At 61.2% G+C, this 13,140-nt stretch carries 16 protein-coding genes; 5 read left to right on the forward strand and 11 right to left on the reverse strand.

Annotation, left to right across the window (positions count from 1 at the left end):
- Positions 1-182: 182 nt before the first annotated feature.
- The 11 genes from PMI27_RS24070 to PMI27_RS24020 all read right to left on the reverse strand — a co-directional run bounded on the left by PMI27_RS24070 (position 183) and on the right by PMI27_RS24020 (position 9,218).
- A complete protein-coding gene (locus PMI27_RS24070) occupies positions 183-1,676 on the reverse strand; it encodes a cytochrome D1 domain-containing protein (protein ID WP_008156311.1) in 1,494 nt (497 codons plus the stop codon).
- The gene (cobA, locus tag PMI27_RS24065; protein WP_008156309.1) at positions 1,673-2,512 is read right to left on the reverse strand and encodes a uroporphyrinogen-III C-methyltransferase; all 840 of its coding nucleotides are present in this window, start codon (positions 2,510-2,512) and stop codon (positions 1,673-1,675) included. The genes PMI27_RS24070 and cobA overlap by 4 nt, the downstream gene beginning before the upstream one ends.
- 70 nt (positions 2,513-2,582) lie before the next feature.
- A complete protein-coding gene (nirJ, locus tag PMI27_RS24060) occupies positions 2,583-3,761 on the reverse strand; it encodes a heme d1 biosynthesis radical SAM protein NirJ (protein ID WP_008156307.1) in 1,179 nt (392 codons plus the stop codon).
- Positions 3,762-3,786: 25 nt separating this feature from the next.
- Complete coding sequence (ahbB, locus tag PMI27_RS24055; protein ID WP_008156305.1) at positions 3,787-4,290, reverse strand: siroheme decarboxylase subunit beta; 504 nt, start codon at positions 4,288-4,290, stop codon at positions 3,787-3,789.
- Positions 4,265-4,708 carry an Lrp/AsnC family transcriptional regulator gene (locus tag PMI27_RS24050; protein WP_008156302.1) on the reverse strand — a complete coding sequence of 148 codons (444 nt, stop codon included), beginning with the start codon at positions 4,706-4,708 and terminating at the stop codon, positions 4,265-4,267. Before PMI27_RS24050 ends, ahbB (PMI27_RS24055) begins: the two co-directional genes overlap by 26 nt.
- Positions 4,701-5,216, reverse strand: coding sequence for a siroheme decarboxylase subunit beta (gene ahbB, locus PMI27_RS24045; protein WP_008156300.1), 516 nt, complete (start codon positions 5,214-5,216; stop codon positions 4,701-4,703). Before ahbB (PMI27_RS24045) ends, PMI27_RS24050 begins: the two co-directional genes overlap by 8 nt.
- A complete protein-coding gene (locus tag PMI27_RS24040; RefSeq protein WP_008156298.1) occupies positions 5,213-5,671 on the reverse strand; it encodes an Lrp/AsnC family transcriptional regulator in 459 nt (152 codons plus the stop codon). The genes ahbB (PMI27_RS24045) and PMI27_RS24040 overlap by 4 nt, the downstream gene beginning before the upstream one ends.
- Position 5,672: 1 nt before the next feature.
- Entirely contained in the window at positions 5,673-6,851 is a 1,179-nt protein-coding gene (locus PMI27_RS24035) for a cytochrome D1 domain-containing protein (RefSeq protein ID WP_008156296.1), read from the reverse strand.
- Positions 6,848-7,171, reverse strand: coding sequence for a c-type cytochrome (locus PMI27_RS24030; RefSeq protein ID WP_008156294.1), 324 nt, complete (start codon positions 7,169-7,171; stop codon positions 6,848-6,850). The genes PMI27_RS24035 and PMI27_RS24030 overlap by 4 nt, the downstream gene beginning before the upstream one ends.
- A gap of 19 nt (positions 7,172-7,190) precedes the next feature.
- Positions 7,191-7,505 carry a c-type cytochrome gene (locus PMI27_RS24025; RefSeq protein ID WP_008156292.1) on the reverse strand — a complete coding sequence of 105 codons (315 nt, stop codon included), beginning with the start codon at positions 7,503-7,505 and terminating at the stop codon, positions 7,191-7,193.
- 24 nt (positions 7,506-7,529) lie between these two features.
- A complete protein-coding gene (locus PMI27_RS24020; RefSeq protein WP_008156291.1) occupies positions 7,530-9,218 on the reverse strand; it encodes a nitrite reductase in 1,689 nt (562 codons plus the stop codon).
- Positions 9,219-9,417: 199 nt separating this feature from the next.
- On the opposite strand from PMI27_RS24020, the gene PMI27_RS24015 reads away from it, so the two are divergent.
- From PMI27_RS24015 to PMI27_RS23995, 5 genes are all read left to right on the forward strand, one after another.
- On the forward strand, positions 9,418-10,221 hold the full coding sequence (locus tag PMI27_RS24015; protein ID WP_008156289.1) for a CbbQ/NirQ/NorQ/GpvN family protein: 804 nt from the start codon (positions 9,418-9,420) through the stop codon (positions 10,219-10,221).
- Positions 10,205-10,792, forward strand: a complete 588-nt coding sequence (locus tag PMI27_RS24010) for a cytochrome c oxidase subunit 3 (protein ID WP_008156286.1) — start codon at positions 10,205-10,207, stop codon at positions 10,790-10,792. The genes PMI27_RS24015 and PMI27_RS24010 overlap by 17 nt, the downstream gene beginning before the upstream one ends.
- Before the next feature lie 10 nt (positions 10,793-10,802).
- Positions 10,803-11,057 (forward strand): cytochrome C oxidase subunit IV family protein, encoded by a 255-nt coding sequence (locus PMI27_RS24005; protein ID WP_008156285.1) that lies wholly within the window; start codon positions 10,803-10,805, stop codon positions 11,055-11,057.
- A gap of 202 nt (positions 11,058-11,259) precedes the next feature.
- Positions 11,260-11,700, forward strand: coding sequence for a c-type cytochrome (locus PMI27_RS24000; RefSeq protein WP_008156283.1), 441 nt, complete (start codon positions 11,260-11,262; stop codon positions 11,698-11,700).
- 3 nt (positions 11,701-11,703) lie between these two features.
- A complete protein-coding gene (locus PMI27_RS23995; protein WP_008156281.1) occupies positions 11,704-13,134 on the forward strand; it encodes a cbb3-type cytochrome c oxidase subunit I in 1,431 nt (476 codons plus the stop codon).
- The last annotated feature ends 6 nt before the right edge of the window (positions 13,135-13,140 follow it).

Consider the following 13,140-nt stretch of genomic DNA (forward strand, 5'->3'; position numbering starts at 1 on the left):
CACAAACCCTGTGGCGAGGGGGCTTGCCCCCGTTCGGCTGCGAAGCAGTCGTAAAAACAGCAAATGTGTTTTATCTGACACAACGTGATTGCCGGTTTTTGGGGCCGCTTCGCGACCCAACGGGGGCAAGCCCCCTCGCCACAGGGTTGCGTTGGCCGTGCCTTTTCCTGGAGGTTACAGGCCTAGTGGGACGTACCCTCAACAAACTCAATCTTGTTCCCCACGTTGTACTTACCCGAAGGCTTGTTCATCGGAATACGTTTGATCTCCTCGAGGGTATTACTGTCGTAAACGATCAGCGCACCATCGGTCGCCCAAATGCTCAGCAGCAGAAAACGGCCATCCCGGGTGAACTCAACATGAGCGGCAGTTTTCCCGGGCATCGGACGCAAGGTGTGGGCAATTTCCAGCGTCTGCTTGTCGATCAGGTGGATCGCATCGTTATCAGGCCCAAAGAACACATCACTCCAGGCATACCGCGAGTTGACGTGGCTGCGCATGAAAAACCCTGGCCCCAGGGTCGGGATTTCCTTGATCAGTTTCCAGGTCTTGAAGTCGATGACCGAGATCAGCCCCTTGCTGATATTCGGCGTGGCGAACACCCACTCACCGTTGCGTTTCCAATAAGTCCCCGAGCCCAAATGCGGCATCCCCGGCAGCGGAATGTCGGTGATCACCTTGCCGCTGTCGAGGTCGATCACCTGACCGCCCTGGGCTTTGCGCGAGGTGGCCAGCAGCTGTTTGTAGTCCGGTGAAAAAGAGAAGTCGTCGAGAACATCCCCGGCAGGAATCCTTCGTGGTTCGAAATTGGGTGTGCCAGCCCAGGACAGTTCCCAGACTTCCTTCACGTCCTTGAGCGCCACGATGAAGCTGTCCCGCGGCGGGGCGGAGTAGACCGCGCTGACCCGTGACGCGGTACCATCCTGACCGATCGTGGGAATGGTTTTCACCAGCGACAGATCACGGGCATCGAGAACCACCACGTTGCCGGGCAAATAGTTGCCCACCAGCACCCAGCGTCCATCCTTGCTCACCGCCAGGTTGCGGGTATTGAGCCCGGCGCGGACCTCGGCGATCAGTTTCAGGTTGTGCAAGTCATACAGGCTGATCCAGCCGTCACGGGAGGCGAAGTAGACGAAGCGTCCGTCCGGCGAAAATTTCGGCCCGCCGTGCACGGCGAAGTGCGAAGCAAACCGCGCCAGCACCTCAAAGCGGTCACCGTCGAGGATGTCTATGTGATGGTCGCCGGCTTCCACCACCACGAACAGGTTCAGCGGGTCGGCGCCATGCTGGGGGGTGATGGGCAACTTGCTGAGGTCCGCGAGCATCGAGTGACTGCCGAGAATGTCGTCATTGCTCCAGGTGGGCGGGGTGGCGGGCGGTTGCTGAAGGTAGTCCACCAGCGCGTCGATCTGCGCGAGGCTGAACACGTTGGCATAACCAGCCATCTGGCTCGCAGGTCGGCCGTTCTGAATCACGCTGCGGATTTCATCAGGTTTGATCCGGCTGAGACTCTCCGGCAACAACGCCGGCCCCGCACCGCCGAGACGGTTAACGCCGTGACAACTCTGGCAATGCTGCTGATAGTTTTCCGCCACGTGTTCAAGTGCCGGAACCGCTGCGCCGGCCTGGGCCGCACTGATCCATAACAGGTGGGCAACGAGCATGCGCCTCATATCGCCACCTTGGCGTGGCGTTGTAGTGCTTGCGCCGGGTAAAGCCGCGCCGGGTATTCCAGTTGTTCTGCGGCGAACAGATCGACCACCGTGCCGATCACCGTCAGTGTCGGAATGCCCGGTGGACAATCCAGCGCCAGGGTCGGCAATTGGTGCAGCTTGCCACGGGCGACGTGCTGGTCGGGACGCGTGCCGTTGCTGATCAGCGCCGCCGGTGTATCGGCTGACATCCCGGCTTCGATCAAGCGTTGAGCGATGATCCCCAGGTTCGACAAGCCCATGTAGAACACCAAGGTCTGGCTACTGTCGGCGAGGCTGCTCCAGGGCAGCGACAACTCGCCATCGCGTTGCAAATGGCCAGTGATGAACCTGCAGGAATTGACCAGGTCGCGGTGGGTCAAGGGTATGCCCGCGTAAGCGCTGCAGCCGGAAGCGGCGGTAATGCCCGGCACCACCTGGCAGTCAACACCGCGTTGCAGCAAGTACTCCAGCTCTTCGGCGCCGCGACCAAAAATGAACGGGTCGCCGCCCTTGAGCCGGACCACGCGCTGCCCTTGATCGGCGAGGTCGGCGAGCAGTTCGTTGATCTGTTCCTGGGGCAGGCTGTGACAGCCGCTGGCCTTGCCGACGTAATGGCGGGCGCAGGTCAGGGGAATCAAGGTCAGCAGTTCGGGGCTGATCAGCCGGTCGTACACCACGGCGTCGGCTTGCATCAACAGGCTCCAGGCGCGCAGGGTCAGCAGACGTGGATCGCCGGGGCCGGCGCCGACCAGGGCAACTTCGCCCGGCCGGAACGGGGACTCAAGTGTGGCCGGTATAGCAATCGATGGAGGCATGGGACGTCCTTGGTGCTTCATCAGGTTGGCCGGCCCCGACCTTTGTCAGGTGGTTGGCCGGACGGGCTATTCAGTGGGTGATGCAAGGGATGGTCGTCACCGGCGGCATGCCGATTTCGTCATCGCTGAGGTGGCAGCCGGGGTCCTGGCCCCACAGATCGCCCTCGGCCCAGGCGCGCGTGCGGGTGTTACCGTTGCAGATGGGCAACCAGCGGCATTGCGCGCAACGGCCACCGACGGCGCGGGGATGTTCACGCAGGCGCAACAGCAGGGCATCCGGCTGATCCAGCCACAACGTGCGGAACGGCGTGCGCCGGACATTGCCCACCGAGTGCTGCCACCAGTAGGTGTCCGGGTGCACTTCACCGGTGTTGTCGATGTTGGCGATGCCGCTGCCGGAGGCGTTGCCACCCCAGGCACGGAGCATTTTTTCCAGGCGTGGGTAATATTCGGGAAGACACTCGGCTGCCCATTGCAGCAGGAGAATGGCGTCGGCATCGTTGTTGCCACTGACAAAATCGCTGTCGCGCCCCTGTTGGATGTCTGCCCAGGCGCGCTCAAAGATCAGCGTCATGGCCTCGCGGCTCATCTGCTGGTGCGCGTCGAGTTTGCGACTGCGTTTACCGCGACCGCTGTAGTTGAGGTGCGACAGGTAAAACTTCTGCACGTCGTACTCGCGCATCAGCGCCAGTAATTGGGGCAGCTGCGCATGGTTCTCCTGGGTCAGGGTGGTGCGCAGCCCGACGCGAATGCCTTGTTCGCGACAGAGCCGGATCGCCTGCATGGAGCGGGCGAAGCTGCCCTTGAGTTGGCGGAAGGCGTCATGGGTGGCTTCCAGGCCATCGATGCTGATCCCGACGTAGTCGAAGTTCGCCGCGCTGATCTGTTCGATGTTGTGCTCATCGATCAGCGTGCCGTTGGTGGACAAGGCCACAAAGAAACCCTTGGTCCGGGCGTAGGCGCTGAGCACAAACAGATCCTCGCGCAACAGCGGTTCGCCACCGGAAAGAATCAACACCTTCACCCCGGCATCGTGCAAATCGTCAATCACGGTCAGCGCGGCAGCGGTATCCAGTTCGTCGCGAAAGACACTGTCGGCCGAGGTGGCGTAGCAATGTTTGCAGGTCAGGTTGCAGCGCCTGAGCAGGTTCCAGATCACCACCGGCGCCCGATTGCTGCCCGGTGGACTGGTTCTGGGCGCAGGTGCCTGGCCGGCCAGTGCACGCAGGTATTGGCTGATCCTCAACATGCAACTCTCCTTGAGACAGGTGTGTTCAGCGTGAAGCGGGTGGCAAGCGCAAGCCGGTTTTTTTAAGGATGCGGCTGCTCACCAGCATTTCGTCGGCCCCACAGGCGTCGCCCAGCAAGTAGCGCAGGTGCTCGCGGTAGCTGTTGATTTCATCGCTGCTGCGGCCATGAACCATGGCGAACAGGTTGTAGCGCCAGTCGGCTCGGCGTGGGCGGCGATAGCAGTGGCTGACGAAGGGTTGCGCGCCGATCAGCGCGCCGAGGCGCGGCATGTCGGTGTCGCGCACATCCCAGACCGTCATGCCGTTGTGGCGATAGCCGAGGCGGTAGTGATTGGGTACGGCGGCGATCCGCCGAATCGCGCCCTCGGCCTGTAGTCGCTTGAGCAGGTCCAGGGTGGCTTCGATGTTCAGCCCAAGCTGTTCGGCGAGCCACGCCCACGGGTCTTCCAGCAAAGGCAGACCCGCCTGGGTCAACACGATCAGACGCTGGATTAGGGTGTCTTCAGGCCGGGAAATACAGACCGACATGGTAGGTCTCCTCTTTGGGCAGGTTGAGCAGCGGCAAACCAGTCAGGGTTTCGATGTGGTGCAGGGTCTCGGTCAGGTCCTGTTCAGTTGCGCAGGCGAGCACGAACCACATGTTCCAGGCGTGTTCGCGTCGGTAGTTGTGCGCTACTTCCGGCAGGCCCTGCAGTTGCTCGGCGACCTCTTCAAAACGTTCTTCCGGGACCGCCAGGGCGGCGAGGGTAAAGGCGCCGCCCAGCCGTTCGATGTCGAACATCGGGCCGAAGCGCGTGAGCACGCCGTCAGCGAGCAGGGCATGCAGTCGCTCGAGCAGTTCGGTGCTGCTGCTCTGTAGTTCGGCAGCCAGTACCCGCCAGGGGTGGCGCACCAGTGGCAGGCCCAGTTGCAAGCGATTGATCAGTCGACGGTCGAGGTCATCCATGGGTTGGTGCGCCTGTTCGCGAGGGCGCAAAGCGGCCGCCGCACTGTTTGAAGACCTGGGTGCTGAACAGCAGTTGATGGGGCAGGTCGCTCAGCAGATGCTCTTCCAGCAACGCCTGAATCTGCGCCTCCACCTGGTCACGTTGACGCCCGTGCACCATGCAAAACAGGTTGTACCGCCACTGCGGCAAACGCCGGGGCCGTTGATAGCAGAGGTTAATGCCGGGCGCTCGCCCCAAGCGCTGGCCGACTTCGTCGATCAGCGCGTCGGGAACATCCAGCACCAGCATGGCGTTGGCGGTAAAGCCCAGCGCGCGGTGGTGCAGCACCAGGCCGATACGACGAAACAGCCCTTGCTCGCTCCACTGGCGCATTTGTTCGAGCACCTGGTTTTCGTCAGCGTTTATCCGTTCGGCGAGGGCCAGATAGGAGCGCGCTACCAACGGCAACCCGCCTTCGAGGTGCCGGCGCAGCGCCAGCGCTTGTTGGGGGCTCAATCCGGGCTTCATGATTTTTCTCCCAGGGCAAAACCGAGGTCGATGCGGTAGGCGGTCAACATCGGCAGGTCCAGCGGCATGAGGCCGGTGTCGTTCTCCAGTTCTTCGAGCACGCGGTCGATGTGTTGGCGATCAGGGGCGGTCAGCACAAACCACAGGTTGTAGAAATGCTCCCGTGCGTAGTTGTGATTGACCTCCGGGTACTGACTGACGCGATCGGCCACCTGTTGCAGGCGTTCGGCGGGCACGGCGAGGGCGGCGAGGGTGCTGGCCCCCGCGCGGCTGTGTTCGAACACCGGGCCGATGCGTGAGAGGGTGCCGGCCTGATCCATTTCTTCCAGACAGGCCATCACTTGCGATTCACGGCAACCGAGAATCCGCGCCATTTCCTTATACGGTGACGGACACAGCGGCATGCCGTGCTGAAAGCGGTCAATGAGTTGGCGACTGAGCAGCTCAAGGTTCATTTCAATACCCCATTTTCTGCGCGCGACTGCTGAAGAAGATGCCGCTTGGCGCGGAGGCTGGCAGGGTGCTCAGCAGCTTCAGGCGGTACGGATCCCAGACTTGAACCTGATCGCCGTCGCGTAACGACAGCCACAACTGATCGCCGCGCGCGGTGAATTCCATGTGCAGCACCGCTGGCCCTGGCTTCAGATCCGCGACTACGGCGTGGGTTTCGGTGTCGATGACCTGCACCCGATCGTTGTCCGGGTAGGCGAAATTGACCCACAGCTGCCGACCGTCCGGGCGTGAGGTGACGAATATTGGTTGGCCGGCGACCGGGATGACTGCGGTCTGCTGCCAGGTGCGTGAATCCATCACCAACACTTGATGCCGGCCAACGGCGGGCACGAAGGCCTGGTTGTCGGCGACGGCCCAGCCCTCCAGGTGCGGCATCTTGTAGACCGGGAGTTTCGCCTGACCGCGTCCGTAGTCGCCGAGTACCCGCTGCACACCGCGTTCTGGATGCCAGAGGTCGAGTTGCGCCATGCCGTCTTCGCCAAACAGCCCGGCCATGTAATAGCGCCCATCCGGGGTGATCAGGGCGTCATAGGGTTGCGAGCCAATACCGGTGAAACGGCTGATCTGCGGTGTACTGCCCTGGCTGAAATCGGCGGTCCAGATCTCGCCGGTATCGAACAGACTGAAGACAAAACGTTGCCCCGGCGCGTCGACCAATCCAACGACCCGGGAGCGTTTGCTGCCATCGGCCAGGGGCGTGGCCGGAATATCCGCCACCTGTTGCAGGGTGTCGGCATCGAACACCTTGACTCCTCCGGGCACGTAGTTGGACACGGCGATCAACTTGCCGTCCTGACTGATGGCGCCGCCAATGCTGTTGCCTCCCTGGATGACGCGATGGTCAATACGCCGGGTCAGCAAATCGATTTTGCTCAGCCCGCCGTCGCGCCCGAACACATAGGCGTAGCGCTGATCCCGTGAGAACACCACCGAGGCATGGGAAAGGTCGCCGAAACTCTCGAGTCGGGCCAGCGCGGTGCGGGTGTCGCTTTCAATGATTTGCACGCTACCGGTGGCGCGCTCCACGACCACGCCCAAGTCGCCGGTGCCGCGCAACGGTGGTTGAACGCAAGCGGACAACAACAGCCCGGTCGCCGCTGACAGCAGGATTGAACGGATCATGATGCGGGATATCCCTGGAGGAGAAGATCGACCAGCCAACGGATGTCACTGGGGCTGAGCAACGGCGCCCAACCAGGCATCGCGGTGCCGGGCCGGCCTTGGGTGACGGTGGCAATCAGGCTGTCCCGTGACTTGCCGGCCAGCGCCGCGCGTGTCAATTCCGGGCCTAGCCCACCGGTGAGGTGCAGCCCATGGCAGGCGCCGCAGTCCTGGGTCAGGAGGTGTTCGAGTTGCGCCTGACGCTGGGCGTCCGGCGCCGCAACCGCGGTTGCGCAAAAGAGGAGGAGGGCCGCCAGAATCACAGCGTGTCGATAAACCATCGTGACGCCCTCCAGGCGGTTATTTGAGTGTCAGTACCCAGGTCGCGAGAATTTTTGCTTCTTCTTCAGTCACCGGATTGGCCGGCATGGGCATCGGGCCCCAATTGCCTTGTGTACCGTTCTTGATGTGGCTGGCCAGGGTGTCCACGGCCCCGGGTACGCTAGCGTTCTTGGCCGCTACATCCTTGAGCGCCGGGCCGACAATCTTGGTGTCGATGGAGTGGCAGGCTGCGCAGGGTTTGCTCTTGAACAGCTCCAGCGCGTCTTGGGCCATGGCCGGCTGCACACTCAGCGCAGCGGTCAGGGCGAACAGTGAGAACAGAGTATTTTTCATGGTGTTTCCTTGCATTGATGGAGCTCAATAGATGTCGTGTTGGGTGTTGTAGACGTTGAACTTCCCGGTGGGTGTGATCAGTCGTTTGTCCTTTATGACTGATTTGAGCTTCAGCGTTTTGTCGTCGATCACTACTAGCGCCGATTCGTCTGCCTGGCCGCTCCACACGGAGAACCAGACTTCATCGCCGGCCTTGTTGTATTCCGGCTGCACGACGCGCATGGCGCCTTGCTTGATGCCCGCGTACTCGGCGATGGGCAGCACGGTGTAGCCGGCGTCGAGTTTGTCGAGGTTGAACACCGCCACCGATTGGCTGAGCTTGGCGTCCGGGTTGAGGGTGGTATCGACGTACAGGTGGCGAGACTTGGGATGAGTCTTGATAAACAGCGAGCCGCCGCCCTGACCCTTGAGTGAGCCGACCTGCTTCCAGGCGTATTGCGGGTGTTTGGCCGGGTCGGTGCCGATCAGCGAGATGCCGTCATCACCCAGGTGGCTGGTGGCCCAGACCGGGCCGTAGGTCGGGTGGTTGAAGTTGGCGCCGCGACCCGGGTGAGGGGTTTTGCCGACGTCCACCAGCGCGGTCAACTTGCGCTCCTTGGAGTCAATCACGGCGACTTTGTTGGAGTTGTTGGCGGCGGTCATGAAGTAGCGGTGCGTGCTGTCCCAACCGCCGTCGTGCAGGAAGGGCGCGGCATCGATGTAAGTGACGGTGAGGTTTTTGATGTCCTGATAGTTGACCAGCATGACCTTGCCGGTTTCCTTGACGTTAACGATGAACTCCGGCCATTCGTGGGAGGCGATGATTGCCGCGACCCGGGGTTCCGGGTGATATTCCTGCTTGTCGACGGTCATGCCGCGGGTCGAAACGATCTGCTTCGGCTCCAGGGTTTCGCCATCCATGATGGTGAATTGAGGCGGCCAATAAGAACCGGCGATGGTGTACTTGTCTTCGTAGCCCTTGAACTTGGAGGTCTCGACCGAGCGCGCCTCGATGCCCACTTTGACTTCGGCGACCTTGGTCGGCTCGACCGGCCACAGGTCGATCATGTCGATCCGCGCGTCTCGACCAATCACCAGCAAGTAGCGACCCGAGGCGGAGATCCGCGAGATGTGCACCGCGTAACCGGTCTCGATCAGTTTGACGATCTTCTTGCTGTCACCGTCGATCAGGGCAATCTTGCCGTCATCGCGCAACGTCACCGAAAACAGGTTCGGCAGGTTGAGTTTGCTCAGCTGCTTCTTCGGACGGTCCTCGGGTTTGACCAGCACTTTCCAGGTTTTCAGCGTCTCGGCCATGCCCCATTCCGGCGGCGTCGGCGGCGTGTGCTGAATGAACTTGGCCATGACCGTGATCTGATCCTTGGTCAGCGCATTGGACGTCCCCCAGTTCGGCATGCCCGCTGGTGAGCCGTAGGTAATCAAGGCCTCCAGAAACGGTTGCCCGCGAGACTGGGTGATGTCTGGCGTCAGTGGTTTGCCCGTCGCCCCTTTGCGCAGCACACCGTGGCAGCCTGCGCAGCGCTGGAAGTAGATTTCCTTGGATGAGTCGAACTCGGCCTGGCTCATGTCCGGAGCACCAGCGGTTTTGACCATGGGCGGGGTGGCCGCGGCGGCGGGCTCTTCAGCGCTGGCGGCATGACTCACCGCCAGGGCCAGTGACGAACACAATGTGGCGAGGGTCAGGGCAAACGTTTTTCTATTGCTGATCAGCATTCCATTTCTCCTCAGGCAAGACCTTTGCGATGTGCTGAAACGGCAGCGCAGAACGCAGGTTCTTAGTGCCGTGCAAGGCTATGCCCGAGCAGGCCAATGTTCGCTTGACGACGATCAAGTTTGCCGGCCATCTCACTTGCCAGGTTGTCGCAGGGGACCGTAGCGTGTTCGTTGAATCCGCTTTTGGAACAGGCAGCCCATGGACCGTACCCCGTCTTGCGAACACCCGACCGAACCCTTCTACCAACCGCTGAATAATGAGGAGGCGCTGTTCGAACAAGCCTGGCGACACGGCATGCCGGTGCTGATCAAAGGCCCGACCGGGTGCGGTAAAACCCGTTTCGTCCAGCACATGGCCCATCGGCTGAAACTGCCGCTGTACACCGTGGCTTGCCACGATGATCTGAGCGCGGCCGACCTGATCGGCCGTCACCTGATCGGTGCCCAGGGCACCTGGTGGCAGGACGGACCGCTGACCCGCGCGGTGCGTGAAGGCGGCATTTGTTACCTGGATGAAGTGGTCGAGGCGCGTCAGGACACCGTGGTCGTACTGCATCCACTGGCCGATGATCGTCGGGAGTTGTTCCTGGAGCGCACCGGCGAAGTGCTGAAGGCGCCGCCGACCTTCATGCTCGTGGTGTCTTACAACCCCGGTTACCAGAACCTGCTCAAAGGCATGAAGCCCAGCACCCGCCAACGCTTTGTGGCGATGCGTTTCGGCTATCCGCCGGTGGCCGATGAGGAACGCATCGTTGCCCGGGAAGCGCAGGTGGACAGCGCGCTGGCGGCGCAAGTGGTGCGGCTGGGGCAGGCGCTGCGTCGGCTCGATCAACATGATCTGGAGGAGGTCGCCTCAACGCGACTGCTGATTTTCACCGCGCGGATGATCCGCTCCGGCATGAGCCCGCGTGAGGCCTGCATGGCCTGCCTGGCCGAGCCGCTGAGCGATGATCCGCTGACCGTTGCCGCGCTGATGGACGTGGTTGATGTCCACTTCGGCTGAGTCCACGGGCGTTTCGCAACGCCACTTGCCGGGCGATCTGGCGATGTGGTTTTTCATACTGGCCGAGCTGTCGGTGTTCGCCATCCTGATCCTGGTGTTCGCCGTGACCCAGGCGCTCAAGCCGCAGATGTTCAGTGAAAGCCGACTATTGCTGAACACCTCAACCGGGTTGGCGATGACCCTGAGCCTGCTCACCGCGGGCCTGTTCGCCGCGCTGGCGCAGGAGCAGGTCAGGCGCTCACGGTCCCGCCACGGGGCCGTCTTCCTGCTGATGGCGTTGCTCGCCGCCAGTGTCTACGTGGTGTTGAAGCTCACGGAATACCGGCACTTGCTGGGCTCGGGGCTGGGCATGGAGCACAACACGTTTTTCACGTTGTACTGGATTCTTACCGGGTTTCATTTTCTCCACGTAGTGCTCGGCATGGTCATTCTCGGGTGGCTGGCCGAGCGCTGTCGCCGTGGCCTGCACGACGCCAGCAAGCGCAGCGGCTTTGAATCCGGCGTGTTGTATTGGCACATGGTCGATCTGATCTGGGTCATGCTGTTTCCGCTGGTCTACGTGCTGAGTTGACGAGGTTCTCATGTCTGTTTCCAGGGTTTTGCTCGTCTGTTGGGCGGCGCTCGCGACGTTAAGCGTGTGCACTGTGGTGCTGGCCCAGGCCGGTGCGACGTGGTTGCTGTCGATTGCGATTTTGCTGGTGGCAGTTGGCAAGGCGTGGCTGATCACCGACGGCTTCATGGAAATGCGCCATGCGCCGCGACTGTGGCGGCGGTTGATGTTGAGCTGGGCGCTGGTGTTGGCAGCCGTTGTGGGCCTGACGCTTATCTTTTTGTAGGAGCCGAGCTTGCTCGCGATGGCGATCTCAAGGACGCCATCGCCGGCAAGCCGTGCTCCTACAGGTGTTGCATACATACGATTAATTGCGGTGCCTTGAAATTTATACCCGACCCAAACCATCTGCCTTTCTTGATCGCCATCAAGCAGGTTTCAACCCTTCGCTTCCTATGATGGACGGGCCTAGCAAAGAGGAAGCGACCATGTCAGACACCTTCACCAAAGGCATGGCCAGGAACATCTACTTCGGGGGAAGCATCTTCTTCTTCCTGATATTCCTGGCTTTGACCTATCACACGGAACAGACCTTTCCAGAGCGCAGCAATGAGGCGCTGTTAACCGAATCAGTCGAGCGCGGCAAGTTGGTCTGGGAGCAAAACAATTGCATTGGCTGCCACACGCTGTTGGGCGAGGGCGCCTACTTCGCGCCTGAGCTGGGCAACGTGTTCCAGCGGCGCGGCGGGGAGGCGGGCTTCAAACCCTTTCTGCATGCCTGGATGAAAATGCAGCCACTGGGCGTACCGGGCCGACGTGCGATGCCTCAGTTCAAGTTGAGTGACCAGGAGGTGGATGACATCGCCGAGTTCCTCAAATGGAGCTCGAAAATCAACACCAATGGCTGGCCGCCAAACAAGGAGGGCTAAGCGATGAGCATTGCTAATCCGCATCTGAAATTCGCCTCGCAAGCCGTGGCCAAACCGTACTTCGTGTTTGCGCTGATGCTGTTTCTCGGTCAGATACTGTTCGGTTTGATCATGGGCCTGCAATACGTGATCGGAGACTTTCTGTTCCCGATCATCCCCTTCAACGTGGCGCGGATGGTGCACACCAACCTGCTGATCGTCTGGATATTGTTCGGCTTCATGGGGGCTGCCTACTACCTGATTCCGGAGGAGGCCGACCGCGAACTGCACAGTCCGAAGCTGGCGATCATCCTGTTCTGGGTATTCGCCGCCGCGGGTGTGCTGACAATCCTCGGTTACCTGCTGGTGCCTTATGCCGGCCTGGCCAAGCTGACCCACAACGAACTGCTGCCGACCATGGGTCGAGAGTTCCTGGAGCAGCCGACCATCTCCAAGATGGGCATCGTGGTGGTCTGCCTGGGCTTTCTCTACAACATCGGCATGACCTTGCTCAAAGGGCGCAAGACCACCGTCAGCATGGTCATGATGACCGGGCTGATCGGTCTCGCGGTGTTCTTCCTGTTCTCCTTCTACAACCCCGGCAACCTGGCCCGCGACAAGTTCTACTGGTGGTGGGTGGTGCATCTTTGGGTAGAAGGCGTGTGGGAACTGATCATGGGTTCGATGCTGGCCTTCGTCCTGATCAAGATCACCGGTGTGGACCGGGAGGTCGTGGAAAAATGGCTGTATGTGATCATCGCCATGGCGCTGATTACCGGGATCATCGGTACCGGTCACCACTTCTTCTGGATCGGTGCGCCTGAGGTCTGGTTGTGGGTGGGTTCAATCTTCTCGGCACTCGAGCCGCTACCGTTCCTGGCGATGGTGATATTCGCCTTCAGCATGGTCAAGAACCGTCGTCGGGACCACCCGAACCGCGCCGCCACGCTGTGGGCCAAGGGCACCACGGTCACCGCGTTCTTCGGCGCTGGCGTCTGGGGTTTCCTGCATACCCTGGCACCGGTCAACTACTACACCCATGGTTCGCAGTTGACGGCGGCTCACGGTCACCTGGCCTTCTACGGTGCTTACGCGATGATCGTGATGACCTTGATCAGCTACGCCATGCCGAAACTGCGCGGGCTCGGCGAAGCAGCGGACGAACGTTCGCAGCAACTCGAGATCTGGGGTTTCTGGTTGATGACCCTGTCGATGGTGATGATCACGCTGTTGCTCACCGCTGCCGGTGTCGTGCAGATCTACCTGCAACGCTGGCCGGTGGATGGCGTCGCGTTACCGTTCATGGCCACTGTCGATCATCTGCAAGTACTGTTCTGGGCTCGTCTGGGCGCCGGTCTTGGGTTCTTCGCAGGGCTGATCTGCTACCTGTTCAGCTTCAAGCGACGGGTGCCAGTGGGGATCACTGCAACTGCCGCCTCCGCTGTTCGTTCGTGAGTCATT

It is taken from the genome of Pseudomonas sp. GM41(2012), from assembly GCF_000282315.2.
GTDB lineage: Bacteria > Pseudomonadota > Gammaproteobacteria > Pseudomonadales > Pseudomonadaceae > Aquipseudomonas.